This window comes from Mucilaginibacter terrenus (assembly GCF_003432065.1).
Taxonomy (GTDB): Bacteria; Bacteroidota; Bacteroidia; order Sphingobacteriales; family Sphingobacteriaceae; genus Mucilaginibacter; species Mucilaginibacter terrenus.
Map to the genome: position 1 here is coordinate 330,126 of NZ_QWDE01000002.1, position 16,778 is coordinate 346,903.

17 protein-coding genes and 1 tRNA gene are annotated in these 16,778 nt (G+C 43.0%); 12 read left to right on the forward strand and 6 right to left on the reverse strand.

Features of this window, described 5'->3' with window-relative positions; genetic code table 11:
- Window positions 1-143 precede the first annotated feature (143 nt).
- The 3 genes from DYU05_RS12085 to DYU05_RS12095 are packed head-to-tail and all read left to right on the forward strand — an operon-like array spanning window position 144 to window position 5,863.
- On the forward strand, window positions 144-3,287 hold the full coding sequence (locus tag DYU05_RS12085; protein ID WP_117383362.1) for a SusC/RagA family TonB-linked outer membrane protein: 3,144 nt from the start codon (window positions 144-146) through the stop codon (window positions 3,285-3,287).
- A 10-nt stretch (window positions 3,288-3,297) separates the two neighbouring features.
- A complete protein-coding gene (locus tag DYU05_RS12090; protein ID WP_117383363.1) occupies window positions 3,298-4,869 on the forward strand; it encodes a SusD/RagB family nutrient-binding outer membrane lipoprotein in 1,572 nt (523 codons plus the stop codon).
- Window positions 4,870-4,891: 22 nt separating this feature from the next.
- Window positions 4,892-5,863, forward strand: a complete 972-nt coding sequence (locus DYU05_RS12095; protein ID WP_117383365.1) for a DUF1735 domain-containing protein — start codon at window positions 4,892-4,894, stop codon at window positions 5,861-5,863.
- Between the two features lie 156 nt (window positions 5,864-6,019).
- On the opposite strand, the gene DYU05_RS12100 is transcribed toward DYU05_RS12095, so the two are convergent.
- The 3 genes from DYU05_RS12100 to DYU05_RS12110 all read right to left on the reverse strand — a co-directional run bounded on the left by DYU05_RS12100 (window position 6,020) and on the right by DYU05_RS12110 (window position 8,150).
- Entirely contained in the window at window positions 6,020-6,724 is a 705-nt protein-coding gene (locus DYU05_RS12100) for a toxin-antitoxin system YwqK family antitoxin (protein WP_117383367.1), read from the reverse strand.
- Between the two features lie 85 nt (window positions 6,725-6,809).
- Window positions 6,810-7,217, reverse strand: a complete 408-nt coding sequence (locus DYU05_RS12105) for a DoxX family protein (protein WP_117383369.1) — start codon at window positions 7,215-7,217, stop codon at window positions 6,810-6,812.
- A gap of 21 nt (window positions 7,218-7,238) precedes the next feature.
- The gene (locus DYU05_RS12110) at window positions 7,239-8,150 is read right to left on the reverse strand and encodes a S66 peptidase family protein (protein WP_117383371.1); all 912 of its coding nucleotides are present in this window, start codon (window positions 8,148-8,150) and stop codon (window positions 7,239-7,241) included.
- 134 nt (window positions 8,151-8,284) lie between these two features.
- Here DYU05_RS12110 and metG point away from each other — a divergent pair, with 134 nt between their 5' ends.
- The 4 genes from metG (at window position 8,285) to DYU05_RS12130 (ending at window position 12,470) form a co-directional block, all read left to right on the forward strand.
- Window positions 8,285-10,351 (forward strand): methionine--tRNA ligase, encoded by a 2,067-nt coding sequence (gene metG, locus DYU05_RS12115; RefSeq protein ID WP_117383373.1) that lies wholly within the window; start codon window positions 8,285-8,287, stop codon window positions 10,349-10,351.
- Window positions 10,352-10,413: 62 nt separating this feature from the next.
- Window positions 10,414-10,485, forward strand: a tRNA-Arg gene (locus tag DYU05_RS12120).
- 64 nt (window positions 10,486-10,549) lie between these two features.
- Window positions 10,550-11,278 carry a cell division protein ZipA C-terminal FtsZ-binding domain-containing protein gene (locus tag DYU05_RS12125; protein ID WP_117383375.1) on the forward strand — a complete coding sequence of 243 codons (729 nt, stop codon included), beginning with the start codon at window positions 10,550-10,552 and terminating at the stop codon, window positions 11,276-11,278.
- An 88-nt stretch (window positions 11,279-11,366) separates the two neighbouring features.
- Window positions 11,367-12,470 carry an acyltransferase family protein gene (locus tag DYU05_RS12130; RefSeq protein ID WP_117383376.1) on the forward strand — a complete coding sequence of 368 codons (1,104 nt, stop codon included), beginning with the start codon at window positions 11,367-11,369 and terminating at the stop codon, window positions 12,468-12,470.
- 53 nt (window positions 12,471-12,523) lie between these two features.
- Here DYU05_RS12130 and DYU05_RS12135 read toward each other — a convergent pair whose 3' ends face one another.
- From DYU05_RS12135 to DYU05_RS12145, 3 genes are all read right to left on the reverse strand, one after another.
- Window positions 12,524-12,823, reverse strand: a complete 300-nt coding sequence (locus DYU05_RS12135; protein WP_117383377.1) for a hypothetical protein — start codon at window positions 12,821-12,823, stop codon at window positions 12,524-12,526.
- Between the two features lie 109 nt (window positions 12,824-12,932).
- Complete coding sequence (locus DYU05_RS12140) at window positions 12,933-13,577, reverse strand: DUF47 domain-containing protein (RefSeq protein ID WP_165852065.1); 645 nt, start codon at window positions 13,575-13,577, stop codon at window positions 12,933-12,935.
- Between the two features lie 71 nt (window positions 13,578-13,648).
- Entirely contained in the window at window positions 13,649-14,635 is a 987-nt protein-coding gene (locus DYU05_RS12145) for a GlxA family transcriptional regulator (protein ID WP_117383379.1), read from the reverse strand.
- 109 nt (window positions 14,636-14,744) lie between these two features.
- On the opposite strand from DYU05_RS12145, the gene DYU05_RS12150 reads away from it, so the two are divergent.
- Genes DYU05_RS12150 through DYU05_RS12170 form a run of 5 tightly spaced genes read left to right on the forward strand, consistent with a single transcriptional unit; the run spans window position 14,745 to window position 16,752 of the window.
- Window positions 14,745-14,954, forward strand: coding sequence for a hypothetical protein (locus DYU05_RS12150; protein WP_117383380.1), 210 nt, complete (start codon window positions 14,745-14,747; stop codon window positions 14,952-14,954).
- 26 nt (window positions 14,955-14,980) lie between these two features.
- Window positions 14,981-15,391, forward strand: a complete 411-nt coding sequence (locus tag DYU05_RS12155; protein WP_117383381.1) for a VOC family protein — start codon at window positions 14,981-14,983, stop codon at window positions 15,389-15,391.
- 24 nt (window positions 15,392-15,415) lie between these two features.
- Entirely contained in the window at window positions 15,416-15,802 is a 387-nt protein-coding gene (locus tag DYU05_RS12160) for a DoxX family protein (RefSeq protein ID WP_117383382.1), read from the forward strand.
- Window positions 15,803-15,805: 3 nt separating this feature from the next.
- Window positions 15,806-16,351 carry an SRPBCC family protein gene (locus DYU05_RS12165; protein ID WP_117383383.1) on the forward strand — a complete coding sequence of 182 codons (546 nt, stop codon included), beginning with the start codon at window positions 15,806-15,808 and terminating at the stop codon, window positions 16,349-16,351.
- A 23-nt stretch (window positions 16,352-16,374) separates the two neighbouring features.
- Window positions 16,375-16,752: a DoxX family protein gene (locus tag DYU05_RS12170; RefSeq protein ID WP_117383384.1), complete on the forward strand. Its 378-nt coding sequence runs from the start codon at window positions 16,375-16,377 to the stop codon at window positions 16,750-16,752.
- The last annotated feature ends 26 nt before the right edge of the window (window positions 16,753-16,778 follow it).

Here is a 16,778-nt window from a genome sequence, read left to right on the forward strand (position 1 = left end):
AGTACTAAATTTATCAGTTTTTTTTATTTGTTTAACTTTTTTTAACAAAAACGCCCTTTTTTTTTGAAATGATTTGATTTATTGATACCGTAACACTACTTTTATGATTAATTAACTATTAACTGATCTTATTATTAACAAACATGAAAAAACTTCTACTAGTAAGTTTGTGTTTCCTGATGTTATGCGTAACCCAGGTTTATGCACAAAATCGTACGGTTACTGGTACAGTTACTTCAAAGGATGACGGCTTGCCGTTGCCTGGGGTAAGTGTTACAGTGACAGGAACTTCCGTTGGTACTCAAACCGATGCAACGGGTAAGTACTCTTTAAGTGTGCCGGCATCGGCAAAATCTCTTACTTTCTCTTTTATTGGTTTCGGCAGGCAGCAGCTAGCTGTTGGTGCTGGCAACGTGGTTAATGCTTCATTAAGCTCAAGCGCCAGCCAGTTGAGCGAGGTTGTTGTAACAGCCGGTGGTATTGAAGCCCGTAAGAAAGAGCAAGGTTACAACTCAACTACAATTCGCCCGTCGGCTTTAACTGCTGCAAAGCCTGTTAACGCTATTGCTGGTTTGAACGGTAAAGTTGCAGGTTTACGTATTAGTGCTACCAGCAGCGGTGTTAACCCTAACTACCGTATCGTACTGCGCGGTCTTCGTTCGTTAAAAGGTAACAACGAAGCGCTTGTTGTGGTAGATAACGTAATTGTGCCTAACTCTATTCTGGGCAACATCAACCCTGAAGATATTGAAGACGTACAGGTGCTAAATGGCGCCGGTGCTGCTGCGTTATATGGTTCTGAGGCATCAAACGGTGCGTTAATCATTACAACCAAAAAAGGTCAGCGCGGTAATACTTCTATTCGTGTGTCTCAAACTACCACAATCGAGCAGGTATCTTTCAATCCTAAATTTCAAAAAGGATTTGGCTCAGGTTCTACTGGTGACATCCAAGAGTACATTGCCTATGAAAATCAACAATACGGTCCTGCGTTTGACGGCGTAGTAAGGCCGGTTGGTTTGCCGCTTGTTAACGGTGATCAGCAGATGCTGCCGTACCAATGGTCAGACAAAAAAACTGATTTCTGGCAAAATGGCTTAACTAACCAGACCGACTTTAACTTGTCATCAGGTAATGACCGTTCTACCATTTATACTTCTGGTCAGTATGCAAAAATTAGCGGTACAACTCCGGGAGATAAATTTGACCGCGTTAACTTAAGGGTTAATGGCACGCAAAGGATATACAACAACCTTAACTTGACTTATAACGCTGGCTATACTCAAAATCGTTATGACCAAACCAGCCAAACTGCAACTATCTATGATAACTTGCTGAACAGCCCTGGTCAGATTGACATCACCAGCTATAAAGACTGGAGAAACAATGAGTATGCTAATCCTAATGGTTATTTTAACGCTTACTATAACAACCCTTATTTTATTGCCGACAATAACCGTCGCAAAACAAGGAATGACTATTTAGTAGGTAATGTGGAGTTAAAGTACAACCCGCTTAAGTGGTTAGATTTCACTTACCGCGTTGGTATCTCAACCCGTAACCAAACTGAAAAAACATTTGTTGACAAGTTCATCTTTAATGACTATGTAAAGTCTTCTGCTCGTCCTGAATTTGCAGGTACTTACAAAAGAACTGATATATTGGGATCTAACGAAGATTATTCGTTTTACAACACACGTGTTAACTCTGACTTCTTGATTGGTATTCGTCAAAATGTAAAAGACTTCAGCTTCAAATTGATCTTGGGTGCTAGTATACGTAATGATACTCAAAAAGACTTAAGGGCAACCGTAAACGGATTAGTTGTTCCGGGTTTGTTCAACTTGTCTAACAGTACAAACGTGCCAACTGCTACATCTAACTATTACACTTCGCACCAACAGGGTGTTTACGGTGATTTGACAGTTGGTTACAAAGATTATTTGTTCTTGCATGCTACAGGCCGTAACGACTGGGTTTCAGTTTTAGCTCCTGAGAACCGTTCATTCTTCTACCCGGCTGCAGACGTATCATTCGTAGTTACCGATGCCTTCCGTGAATTAAAGGATATTAAAGGCATTGACTTCATCAAACTTCGTGGTGGTGTTTCAAAAGTTGGTCAGGTTAACTTAGGCTCAAACTTTGGTTCTTATGCCTTATTGCCAACCTTCAGCCAAAATTCAGGTTTCCCTTACAATGGCCAGGGTGGATTTTCTTTAAGTAACACCATTGTATCTAACAGCCTTAAACCAGAAATCACCAAAGCATACGAACTTGGTTTCGATGCTAACTTCTGGGACAACAGAATTGCTACTAAATTTACCTACTTCAGCTCTAGGACAACTGCTCAAACAATTGAGACAGGGGTGTCTACAGCTACGGGCTTTAACACTTTCCGTACTAACGTAGGTGAAACAAGCTCAAAAGGTATCGAGTCATCAATTAACTTCACAGCTTATCGTAACCGCGACTGGGATGTTACTATCGGTGCGAACTATGCTCATTACAAAAACAGGGTTGAATCTATCAGCGCTGATATCCAGCGGTTAAGCCTTGCTACTTATGGTTCAGGTGTTGGTTCTTATGCTCAGGCCGGAGAATCGTTCCCGGTTATTATGGGTCACGATGCTAAACGCGATGACCAGGGCCGCATAATTGTTGACCCAATCACAGGTTATCCATCTCCTTCGGATCAGATAACCGTATTAGCTAACGCAAACCCAACAGACATCTTAGGTTTGAACTTAAGCGTAAGGTGGAAGGGTTTCCGTTTCTCTACGTTAGCTGAATACCGTGGTGGTTACAGCGTGTACAACAGGGGCGCATTCACTTTAGATTTCTCTGGTTCATCTTACGTAAGTGGTTTCTACAATCGCGACCGTTTTGTTATTCCTAATTCATCTTATCTTGATGCAACTACCGGCCAATATGTAGCTAACACTAATATCACTGTACGTGATGGTGGTACCGGTTATTGGACAGATGCTTCACGTAACGCGGTAGATATTAACTATGTATACTCCGGTGCGTTCTGGAAAATTCGTGAAGCATCATTAGCTTACGATCTGCCAAAATCATTATTCTCTAAAACTAAAGCTATTAAGGGGGTAACATTAAGTGTACAAGGGCGTAACTTATTCCTGTTCACTCCTAAATCAAATAGGTACACAGACCCTGAGTATAGTGATGGTGACGGAAGCGCAAGCGGTAACGCTATTGGTCTGACAGGCTTGGGACAAACACCTCCGTCTCGTTATTTCGGTGGTACAATCTCAGTAACATTTTAAGTAAAATATCATGAAAAAAATATTTAGTATAGTTTTAACGGGTATCTGTATTGTTTCTGCAACATCTTGCAAGAAATATCTGGATATCAACACTAACCCCAACCAGCCAACTACGGCTACGCCGGCGCTTGTATTCCCGCAGGCACTAACGGCGACGGCATCGTTAATTTCCAACAGCGGCGACTACAATGAGTATGGCTCACGTTTGAACGGGTATTTTGGTAACGCGGGAGGTTTTGGAAGTTTAGGTAACTTAATATCTTACAACTTCACCACAGGTGATTTCAACGGATTGTTCCAGAATACATATGATAACCTTGAGGATTACCAATACATTATTGATAACACTGACCCTTCATCTATTGAGAATGCGACAGCCAACATCATGAGGGCCTATGATTTTCAAATGCTGGTTGATACTTACAATAAAGTGCCTTACTTGGACGCATTGAAAGGATCTAGTGTACTTCAACCAACTTATACAGACGGCGAAGTAATATATAAAGATCTTGGCGATAAGTTAGATGCTGCAATTGCAACTTTAAACGCCGGAACAACTAGCGGTGTATTTGGTACCAGCGATGTGTTGTTTAAAGGTGATCTAAGCTTATGGAAAAAATTTGCAAATACACTTAAGCTTCGTTTGATCATTCGTGCAGGTAGTAAGGTTGCATTTACCAAGCCTACACCAGATGCGACTGTTGGCTTTTTAACTACTGACGCACTTGTTAACCCTGGTTATACTAAAACTGTAGGTAAGCAAAACCCAATGTGGGATAAATGGGCTTTCTCAGAAACCGGCGCTGTAAGAGGTGCTGCTAACGTTTACCTGGCTTCACCTTGGATCTTGAGCTTCTTTAATGGTACTAAAATTGATGATCCTGCTCGTGGTAAGGTGATCTTTTTTGGATACAACGGCGCAAGCACATTGTCAAACCAATTGGGTAACACCAGCGCGTCTGCGTCAAAAGCTCCAACACCTGCGTTCTTTTATACATTGCGTGATGTGGGTACCACTGTGCAGGGTTCTGGAAGTACTGGTAAAGGAATTTTAAAAGGTGAAACAGCTGGTCAACCATTAATGCTTGCAGCTGAAAGCTATTTACTTCAGTCAGAAGCTGCTGTTAGAGGAATAATCTCAGGGGCAGATGCAAAAGCATTATTCAACAATGGAATCAAAGCCTCTTTCAATTATTTGTACAAGGATGCATCAGGTACGGTAGTTGGCGATGCTAATGGCGACTACGCAACTTACCTGTCAAACAACTCTACTAATCGGTTGGTTAACTTTGATCTTGCGGGTACTAATGAACAAAAAGTTGAAGCAATTATTAACCAAAAGTATATAGCGTTAGCTTACCTTTTTGGAGCAGAAGCGTGGAACGAATTCAGGAGAACAGGCTACCCTGCTATAACGGGTAATACGCCTACAACTACATTTGCATCTACTGTATCGGTTTCAACCGCTCCAAACAAACTGCCGACCCGTATCCTTTATCCGGTGTCTGAGTATTCATACAATAGCGCAAATACACCTAGTGGAATAAATCCTTTCAGTGATAAGATTTTCTGGGCTAAATAATTAACATTTAATTAAAAAAGAAATGAAAAAATTTTTGAAAATTGTTTCGGCTTTAGCTCTTGTGACAGGTTTGTCCTCGTGTTTAAAGGAAGAGGCAGAGATTGGGAGTAAACCTCAAAATATTGTTGAGTTTTATACCACAGATGGTTATATCTCGGGTGTTAATGATCAATATGCAGTTTACGCAAAACAATATGTGGCCGGCACGCCCGGAACGTTTGACGTTACTGTTAGTTACTCAGGCACCGATGTAGCTCCTCAGGATATCACTGTAGAGGTTGGTGTTGATGAAGCTGCTTTGGCAAAATATAACACTAAGGCAGAAGCGAACGATGAGGATGGGTATGAGTTGCTTCCAAGCACATACTATGCAATTCCAACTACCACTGTGGTTATTAAAAAGGGAGAAAGAAGAGCTACTTTTCCTGTTAACGTGGCTATTACATCAACATTTGATTTTTCTAAATCATATGCTTTGCCACTTACCATCAAATCCGCTTCAATGGGCACCATAAGCGGCAATTTCGGATCAGTACTGTATTCTATTGGCGCTAAAAATAAATATGATGGTCGTTATACAGTTACTGGTACAATGGTAGACTTGACAAACGCTGCATTTACAGCTAAGTCTCCTACCGGATTTGATCTTTATACTATTACATCAAGTACAGCTGTAATGTTCGATTATGGTTACGCTAAAACTTATGGTCATAGATTTTTGAGCTCTGGCTCTGATAGCTATTATGGATCTTTCTCTCCCGTGTTTACTTTCGACGATGCAGGTAATATCACCAAGGTGGTTAACTTCTACGGTCAACCTGCTTCAAATGGCAGATCTGCACAGTTGGATCCGTCTGGACAAAACAAGTTTATTTCTGGTACCCCAGGTACCAAAGGTGCGACATTTAAGGTTAGTTACTTTTTGTTACAACCAGGAAGCACTGTTAGAACAAAATTTGACGAGACGTGGGTTTATGAAGGCCCAAGGCCATAAGGCAATTGTGTAGTTAAACTAAAAAAGCACCTCAATTGAGGTGCTTTTTTAGTTTAACTACTTATCAGAAAGAAGATTTATGGACTTTTTGATGAATTTAAATTGAACAAAAAAGCCTGCATTGACTTAATGCAGGCTTTTTTGTTTTGTATATGCTTACTGCTTCTGATTGGACATCATCATATTATAGGAGTTTTGCTTGTTGACGTCCATAGGTAATGTAGTAGCCATTGTTACTGTGCTTTTAACTGGCTTGCCGTTAATTTGTGCAGGAATAAAGTCCAGCAGCCCGGATGAGTTAGGACGCACGCTTAATCTTTTTCTTTCTGTTGTTCCGGCGCTTTCATAATCTGCCCAGGCGTCAGCTATATGGCCAGCTTCGTCGACGCTTATAGTGTATTTAACATTAACGTCTGTTTTTTCCTTAAGTATAGTAGCGGGGATATCTTTGCTGTTAAAGAATGTTAAAAACGCCAGCGTTGCTCCGCCTATTTTAACAGGGGGCTGTACTTGCGCATTTTCAGGCGCTGCAATGGAGTAATCTACTTTTACGTAAGAGCCGGAATCCTGATCAGTATATAACAACTTACCTGTATTATAGTCATATTGTTGGCTCAGTTTGTTATCAGGATTGTAAAAAAACCAGGTGCCCACTTTTTTGCCATTGTCATACTTACCGCGTACAACAGCACTGCCATTTGGATCAGTTACCATATACAAACCTTCACGCTGATCTTTGTTTGTGGTAGAAACGTGATATTCTTCAGTTAGATTTAACGAAATTTTCTTTTTAACTAACTTGTCTTGAGCCAAAGCTGCCAATGGTGTAAGCAGCAATGTAAGGGCTGTAATTTTTTTCATGGTGGTTAATATTTTATTAAATGTACTAAATATCTAGTTATAAAATTATTAACAAACATGAAATTTCTGTAGAGGTGATGATTGATCACCTCCTATCCACACTATACCTCCCCGGCCCGATAATAAATAACCCAAGGAACATGACACCATCTTCAATGGCGTGTGCCGCTTCGCCGAGGCCCTGACCTTTGCCAAGGTGCGACATTGCTGCTACCACCATATTAATAAGTAAAAACAGGCATGCGGGTCTAAATAATAATCCCAATACCAGTAGGAGCCCGCCTACAGATTCAATAACCCCGGCCATAAAACCCCAGAAAATGGGAGCGAAGTTAATGCCAACATACTTCATGGAGCCTCCCAGGCCGGCCCATAGTTGAGGGCCACCCATAAGTTTAGGATAACCATGATAGATGAACATAGCACCGAGACCTACACGGATGACGAGTAAGCCAAAATCCCGGTATTTGTTAAGAGAGTGCCATATAGCCATAATGATGTGATTTTTTGTAAGCTAATAACTTACAACCACACCATCTTGTTTCACGATTAGGTTAGCGGTAGCACCAAGTATCAGGCTGCAGTTATCATTAATATGCCCGGCGGGGAAATCAAAGCAAACGGGGTAGTTATACTTACCAACGATGTCCATTACCATCTCCGGGATAGTCTGACCGAAAGGAATGTCGTTGTCTTTGGTGCTGGTGAAACCACCTATAATTAAGCCAGCAAGGTTCTGGAGTTTACCGGCCCTATCCAGGCAGCGCAGCATGCGATCTATGGCATACAGGTATTCACCTACATCCTCCAAAAAAAGAATCTTCTCGGAGTAGTCAACGTCGGTAACAGAGCCTGATATAGCTACCAGCAAAGATAAATTGCCGCCAACGACGACGCCTGCAGCCCTACCTGGTCTATTTGAGGGATTGGGTGCTATATTATAGCTTAATGTCTCGCCAAACAGCGCCATACGCAAAGTGTCCAGCGAGTGCTTTGACGCATCCGGAATGTTCAGGGGCATTTGCCCGTGTATACAAGCTACGTTGCAGTTAGTGATTATGTGCGCGTGCAACAGGGTGATGTCGCTAAATCCAACAAGCCATTTTGGGTTGGTAGCCAGCTTACTGAAGTTTACCTTATCTACCATGCGAATAGTGCCATAACCGCCGCGTGCTGCAAAAATTGCCTTAATGCTATCATCATCAATAAAGCGCTGCATGTCGCGTGCGCGTAGGTCATCGTCACCGGCGAACTGGTTGTAGCTGGCATTAACCGTCTCTCCCAATATTACCTCAAGCCCCCAACTGGTTAATAACTTCACCGCATCGTCCATTGGTATAGGAAGCTTTTTTGCAGGACATGTAATAGCCACTTTGTCGCCTGGGTTGAGAAATGGAGGTATGATAGGTGCTGCCGGTGTACGCATAGGTGCTGTAAGTTTCTTTGTTGCTGCGAAATATAGACGATAGATGCCGCTTTCGTTCTCTTACGGCACTGTCCTTTTTAGAACTTTCCCGCTTAAAAGCTTATCTTTGCGAATTATTTAATACGCCTGTTTTCATGTCGCAACTCAACAAATATAAGAGATATACCATTACCTCGGCTTTGCCATATGCCAACGGTCCGTTGCATATTGGCCATCTTGCCGGGGCGTACCTGCCCGCTGATATTTTTGTACGTTACCTGCGGCTGATGAAAAAGGACGTGGTATACATTTGCGGTAGCGATGAACATGGTGCCGCCATCACCATAAAGGCTAAAAAGGAGAATACAACGCCTAAAGCCATAATAGATAAGTACCACAACCAAATAAAGGAAAGCTTTGAAGAGTTTGGGATATCGTTTGACATCTATCATCGTACATCATCTGACATTCATCATGATCTATCCCAGGAGTTTTTCCTGAACCTGTATGAGAAAGGCGAGTTTGTAGAGAAATTTACCGATCAATATTATGATCAGGAGTACGACCAGTTTCTAGCCGACCGCTACATCACCGGTACTTGCCCTGTCTGCAGTTACGACCGCGCTTATGGCGATCAGTGTGAGAACTGCGGTACATCATTAAACCCGACTGATCTCATTACGCCTATATCTACCCTGAGCGGCCAGCCGCCTGTGCTGAAGCCAACAAAGCACTGGTACCTGCCATTAGATAAATACCAGCCATGGCTGGAGCAATGGATAGATACTAAAGAGGGAGAGTGGAAGGTGAATGTATTTGGGCAGTGCCGCTCGTGGTTAAAGTCGGGCTTGCAGCCACGTTCCATGACACGTGACCTGGACTGGGGGATAGACGTGCCGCTTGCAGAAGCTAAAGGTAAAAAGCTGTATGTGTGGATGGATGCGCCAATAGGTTACATTTCTGCAACCAAGCAATGGGCTATAGACAATAACAAGGACTGGCAGCTGTATTGGAAGAAACAGGCGAATACTGAAGATGACTCCTGCCTGATGCATTTTATTGGCAAGGATAACATTGTTTTCCATTGCATTATATTCCCGGCTATATTGAAAGCGCATGGTGACTATATACTGCCACAGAATGTGCCTGCGAACGAGTTCCTGAACCTGGAAGGCGATAAACTATCTACCTCGCGCAACCATGCGGTATGGCTGCACGAGTACCTGGAAGAGTTCCCGGGTAAGCAGGATGAATTACGTTATGTGTTAACTTCTATACTGCCGGAGACCAGCGATAGCGAGTTTACCTGGAAGGATTACCAGGCACGCGTAAACAACGAACTGGTGGCCATTTTAGGTAATTACGTTAACCGCGTAATGATACTAATGCACAAGTATTACAACGGTAAAGTAGAGACAACTGGCGAGCCTGTGAGTCTGACTAATGGTGCTCTTAATGATGAGCTTGGCGGATATTATGACGAGTTGGGCAAGAACCTGGAGAGCTACCGGTTCCGGGCGGCGATGCAGAACGTGATGGACATAGCCCGTATGGGTAACCGTTACCTTACCGAGCAGGAGCCCTGGAAAACAATAAAGAGCGATCCGGAATCTGCAAAAACCGCACTGCATAACAACCTTGTATTAATAGGGCATTTAGCCACATGTTTACAGCCATTTCTGCCGGGTACTGCGGATAAGATCTTCGGCATGCTGAATGTGCCTCCTGTTGCATTTGATCAGGAGATAGAATTTGCAAACGGTCATCAGCTTAATCCTGCTGCGCTGCTGTTTGCTAAAGTGGAGGACGACGTGATAGAAGCGCAGATGCAAAAGCTTGCTGACAAGAAACAATCCTCATTAGCGGCGCAGAAGCCTGTTGTTGCACCGGCAAAAGAAAACATCAGCTTTGATGATTTTGTAAAGATGGATATCCGCACAGGAACCATTCTTACTGCCGAAAAGGTGGCTAAAACCAAGAAGCTATTGAAGCTGACCATTGATACTGGCATAGATGAACGCACCATCGTGTCTGGCATTGCTGAGCATTACGAACCGGAGAACATTATCGGGCAACAGGTAAGCATATTAGTGAACCTGGAACCGCGGGAGATAAAGGGCATCATGTCGCAAGGGATGATACTGATGGCAGAAAATGCTGAAGGTAAGTTGTGCTTTGTAAGCCCGACCAATGCTTTCAACGATGGCTCGGTGGTACGCTAACCGAAGTGCAAATGCCTGTTGACCAACTCAACGATAATTTGCACCTTTGCACTTCACATACCGGTCCCGTAGTTCAACGGATAGAATAGGAGTTTCCTAAACTCTAGATATGAGTTCGATTCTCGTCGGGACCACAAAAAGCCTTCAGATTGCTGAAGGCTTTTTTTATCAAATTACAATCCTAAATTGTACGTCAGAATGAATGCTAAGCAACTTATTCCATTAGTTTTTTTCACGGTTACAACATTAAGCTGTGGTGATAATCACAAGAAAGCTCCAAAGAATGATTACTTTATCTCCAGTGAAAGCGAGACCAACGAAAGGGTAAGAAAGTTAGGTTTGGATAAAGCTTCGGAAGATGCTTCTTACATTCTGGATGTGCGTAAATTAAAGATACCTGTCGACAAAAACAGCAAAAACAGCAATAACAAGATTGATACTAATGATAAGGCACCTAAAATAGCGGAGTTGGACCAGGATATCATTATTGTATTAAAAAGCGATACTAAGTTCGACGGAAAGAAGGTTTGGGATGTACTGCAAAGTGTCGGTTTAAAATGGGGCGACGGCGACCTCTTTCACTGGGGAAATCCAAATCAGAATTACGGGGATGATGCCCTTTTCAGTGTTTGGACCACTACTGATCCCGGATACTTCTTGCCTGAAAGTATAAAGCAAGGCCAAATGAATCCTGATGATCTGGTGTTTGGTTTTTCAGTCCCAAGAAGTGCCGACCCGGAAAACGTATTTAAGGTAATGACCGCAGCTGTTAAGTATTGCCAAAAACGTTTAGGCGGTAAAATGTTGGATGCAAATATGCACCCGCTTGACGAGTTATCGGCCAGCATGAATTTAAATGTGTTAATTACCGAATTAAAAAGTAAAGGAATTGTGCCGGGATCAACCCCTGCTTTACTAAGCTATTAATCTAGTTGTAGCGAATACCTGTTATCCACCCTGGCTTTTAGCAAAAATACCTTCCCTTTTACAACAGCATGGCTATATTGCGGCACCAATGAACAACCTAACTCAACCACCACAAGCTTCACTGTTTAAAAGTAAACAACACTTTGAAGTGCTGGATGGCATGCGGGGTATAGCCGCTATCAGCGTGGTAACTTTCCATTTTATGGAGGTGGCGTATACAGATTACAGCAAGAACTTTATTGGCCATGGTTTTTTGGCTGTTGATTTTTTCTTTTGTTTGTCCGGCTTTGTAATTGCTTACGCATATGATAGCCGGATAGCAAGCATCGGCATGCTAAATTTTTTTAAAGCGCGACTTATCAGGCTGCACCCGCTGGTTATCCTGGGCAGCATACTTGGTTTATTAGCCTTGTTGTTTGATCCCTTTGGTGGCAATGCCGGGCTATACAGCACCGGAAGAATGGCGTTAATATTCCTTTGTTCCGTTTTTTTAATACCCTTCCCGGTAATGAAGGACCGTGCTTTTAACAATTTCGGGCTGAATGCGCCGGCATGGTCGTTGTTTTGGGAGTATGTGGCCAATATAATATACGCTTTGGTACTATCGCGTATTAACCGGCGCTGGTTGGTGCCTATACTTGTTGCATCAGCAGCCTGGCTGTGTTTTGTTGTGTACAAGTCGGGTTCCTTAATGGGCGGCTGGAGCGGTGACAACTTTTGGGACGGTTGCGCGCGCGTCTGCTATTCTTTTACCGCAGGGATGTTGGTTTACCGGTATAACCTGATCATTAAGAATAAGCTTGGCTTTTTGGGTTTAGGTGTGCTGATGGTGCTAGGCTTTGTTATGCCCTTTTCTGCTTACAACTGGTTAACCGAATCACTGGTTGTAATAATTTACTTCCCGCTGCTGGTTGCATTAGGTGCCGGATCTCCGGTTTCTGCAGGCTTGCAAAAACTTTGCAAGTTCTCGGGAGATATATCCTATCCTCTTTACATGACACACTATGCCGCAATATGGGCATTTGCCAACTACTATGCCGCATACAAGCCCTCGACAGGCACACTGGCAATGGTAATAGCGGCAGGAGTGCTTTTGTTGCTGTGTTTCGCTTGGGTGGTTATGGTGTTTTATGATATCCCATTAAGGAAATATCTTACAGGAAAGCAGCAGTCGGCAAATGTTGGCAAGTAGCTTATAACCGACCGACCAATTAGTATGATGCCTGTCGGGAGCGATCAACTAAGTTAAGCTGATTTCTTTTTTTCTTTTGATTCCGCAGTGGCTTCAGGCTTAGCTTCAGCGGTTTCTTTTGCAGGTTTTTCGGCAACTGTTTTTGCTAGTACTTCCTTGTCTATTTTAACATCTGCAGAAAGTTTTTTTGCCAGCTTTCGCGAGGCTTTCTCAATTTCTTTCTCGTTTTTTTTAGATGCAACGCCCAGCTTCTCTGTTGTTTCTTTTAGCTGTGACAGGATGGTTTGCCTTATGCTTTCTTTAGCTGATTTACGCGCTGACTTGACCAAAGATTTAAGTTTATTTTTTTTCATATTTGTAAATTACAGCGCAAAGATATGTGAAGCCAAGGTTAGTGCAATGTTATCATTGTGTTAACTGCCGCATAAGTGGTTAACATTGAAGCAAATAGTAGGCGCGATGCTATTGGTTCTTGATTATGATGCTTTCTATTACGTTAGTGGCGTCTTCGCACTTGTCTGTTGTGCGTTCCAGTGCAGCTAAAATTTCGGTGAATTTTATTTGCTCTATGGAATCGCCGTCTGAAGACATAATTGAACCAACAGCTTTGCTATAAATCCTGTCAGCGTAATTTTCCAGCTCTTTAACCTTGTTACAGCTCTGTTTTATGCTGTCGGCGTTGCTTAAATTACTTAGGCCTTTTACAGCGTTGTCCAGTTCTGTGCTGGTCTCAATTATAATGCCTGAAAGCTCTTTAATTGCAGGTGCGGCCATATCGCCCTGGTAAAGGCTAAACCGTCTGGAGGAGATATGTATATAATCGCAAATATGATTGATGGACGAGGCAAGCGCGTACATATCGTTACGCTCAAACGGCGATACAAACGCCTTTGCGGACGCGAGGTAAACTTTATGTTTAAGTTCGTTACCGGTTTGTTTCAGCCTGTCTAAATCGTACAGCTGTTTTGTACTGTCGGCCTTATTTTCACCACTTACAATCTTGTAAAGCAGGTTGCTCATTTCAAGATTGTTTGCTGACGACTGGTTGAACAGGTTGAAGAACAGCTGGTTTTTCGGTATAAAAAATTTAAAGAGCTTAGATGCCATAGGTATGTTTGTTGTAAACATACGCAAGGGATATTAAGGGCGTGTTAATATTCCATTTTAAAATTGAGGGGCTAAACAGCTGCTTTTGCATCTTTATTGTACTTGTTACGGTATTCTATAGGCGATACGCCTGTTATGCGTTTAAAAGTCTCGCGAAATGCTTTCGTATCGGTATAGCCAACATTATACATTACCTCGTTAACATTTTCGCGCATGGTTTCCAGGCTCATTTTGGCCGCCTCTATACGTACGCGCTGCATGTATTCTACCACTGTATTTGACGTGGCCTTTTTAAACCGTCGCTCCAGGTGGCGGCGGCTGAGCGCCAGGGTAGATGCCAGTTGGTCAACCGTTATCTTTCCGGAATAATTGTGCTCTATAAAATCCTGCGCTCGTTTTATAACATCGTCATCATGATCTTTTTGGCCGTGAAACATCATGAACAATGACTGGCTGTTCCGCTCAATATCTATTTCAAACATCTTTGATGATTTTATAGCCATATCCCTGCCGGCAAACTTCTCTACCAGGTAGAGGATAAGATTGAGTGAGGAATATGCTCCGCCGCTGGTGTATATGCCACCTTCGTCGGTAATGATCTTGTACGGCATAACTTTAACGTCAGGAAACATTAGCTTGAACTCATCCGCCGCCAACCAGTGCGTAGTGCAGCTGCGGCCTTTTAACAGCCCTGTAGAGGCAAGCAGGAACGCGCCGATACATAATGATACCAGCTCGGCACCGGCTTTATATTGCTTGATCAACCAGGGTACAAAATCGGCATTGTCGCTAATCACCTTGGCCATATCGCCATGTACCGCCGGAATGATCACCATATCTGTTTTGCTTACGTCGTTAATGGTGAGATCGGGCTTTATAATGAACAAGCCGTTGGTAAGTGTGGTCTCGTTACTTAACCCCACCAGCTGAACCTTAAACACCGGCGGCTTTTTCATGCGGTCCATAGCCTCATTTACCTTGGTAAACATCTTGTAGGTCGCCTCAATATTGCTCAGGCTGGTCTCGCCTCTGGGGATAAGTATCGATACGTGTTTCATGATATCAAAAGTAAGCGGAAGCACTGTCGTAATCAACCCCACAGAATGTCGTAATTACACCCCTGCCATTTAGTTAAAGCGCTGCACCTTTGTTATGTTCGGATAAGTTATGATAGAAGTTTTTAAAACAAATGTGGATGATGCGGGCCGGTCGCAAATGCTGATCGGCTTGCTGAAAAAGCATTTTCCGGTGTGCCGGATAAACTTTGATCTGGAGGACTGTGATAAGGTGCTGCGGGTAGAAGGCCGGGAGTTTTGCCCCACTCGCGTAATAGAATTGATAAAACTGAACGGGCACTATTGTGAAATACTTACATAGGATTATTAACCATTATACAATTTATTATGTCCAAAATTAGCGCATACATTAATTTTAAGAACACTTGCCGCGAAGCCATGACCTTTTACCAGCAATGCCTTGGTGGCGAACTGCAGCTCATCATTGTTAAAAATTCGCCAATGGCAGAGATGTTCCCTGCTGAGATGCAGGACTCTGTATTACATGCCGACCTTACCGCCCGTGACCTGAACTTGCTTGCCTCGGATATGCAGGACCCGAGCGTAGCCGAGAAAACAGGCGGACCGGTATCTCTCACCCTCAGTTGCGACAGCAAGGAAGCGATGTTTGATGCTTTTGCTAAACTGAGTGATGGCGGTACCGTTACCTGCCAGCCCGAGGTGTTTTTTGCAGGAACGATGGGTAACCTTGTAGATAAATTTGGCATAAGATGGGGTGTATTTACCGCCGAAAAATAATAACTTACCTCACCTTTAACCATTATGAGCCCGAAAACAATCAAGATCATTTACTGGATACTAATTACCCTGTTTGTACTCTCATCCCTGGCAGACGGGGGAGCTGGAATTGCTAAAGAAAAAACAGGAAGAGAAGTAATGGCCCATTTAGGTTACCCGGTTTACTTGATGGTAATTACCGGGATTGCCAAAGTTTTGGGCGCGCTGGCTATACTGCAGAACAAGTTCCGGACCGTTAAAGAATGGGCATTTGCCGGATTTGTAATAAACGCGATTGGTGCATTTGCATCGCGCATGTTTGTTGGCGATGGAGCGGGCTTGCTGATACCGCCGTTGGTATTTTCGCTCATCACCTTTATAACCTACTACTTCTGGAAACAGTATGAACGACTACAAAACATCAACGCTTAATTTATGACCATCTTCCTCATCATTTTAGCTGTGATGGCAGGGGTAGTCATTTTGCTGCTTCTGACTGCCTTGCTTACCAGACGCGATTACGCTGTAGAACGGAATATTACAATCTATCGACCAGCGGCTGAAGTTTTTGAATACGTGCGGCACCTCAAGAACATGGAGGACTACAATAAATGGGTAATGGCAGATCCTATTGCGGTTAAAGAATATCGCGGTACTGACGGTAGCGAAGGTTTTGTTTATGCCTGGAATAGCAAACAGAAACAAGCGGGTGCCGGCGAGCAATTGATAACCAAGATTGTACACGGGAAAAGGATGGATATCCAGATCACCTTTTTTCGGCCATTCGCAGGAATTGCAAATTCTTATCTCGAGACAGAGGCTATATCTCCGGTGCAAACTAGTGTAAGATGGGGTTTTGCAAGTAAAATGTCTTATCCAATGAATGCAATGCTTATATTTATGAACATGGGCGAGATACTCGGTAAAGACTTGGACCTAAGCCTTGAGAACCTGAAACTTATTTTAGAAGATAACAAATAGAACAAACCTTAAAACCCTAAATTATGAAGATCGCGATGATTGTTATCCGTACGCTTATGGGCTTGCTGCTGCTCTTTGCTTCGGTAAGTTATTTTTTTAATCTAACGCCCCCGCCAACCAACATGCCTCAATCGGCTATAACTTATAACGAAGGACTGGCAATTGTTAAGCTCATGACACTAGTGAAAGCTGTTGAGCTAATTTGCGGCTTAATGTTCCTGATAGGCAGGTATGTTACCCTTGCGGTAGTGCTGATATTCCCTATCGTTATCAACATTGTGCTTTTCCATGGCGTTGTAATGCCATCAGGATTAGGCCCGGGCTTGTTCCTGTTGTTTGGCGAATTGTTTTTAGCTTATTATTACCGCAGGAATTACGCACCGCTTTTTGCTGCAAAATAATACATAAGCGGCAGGCTTGGCCTGCC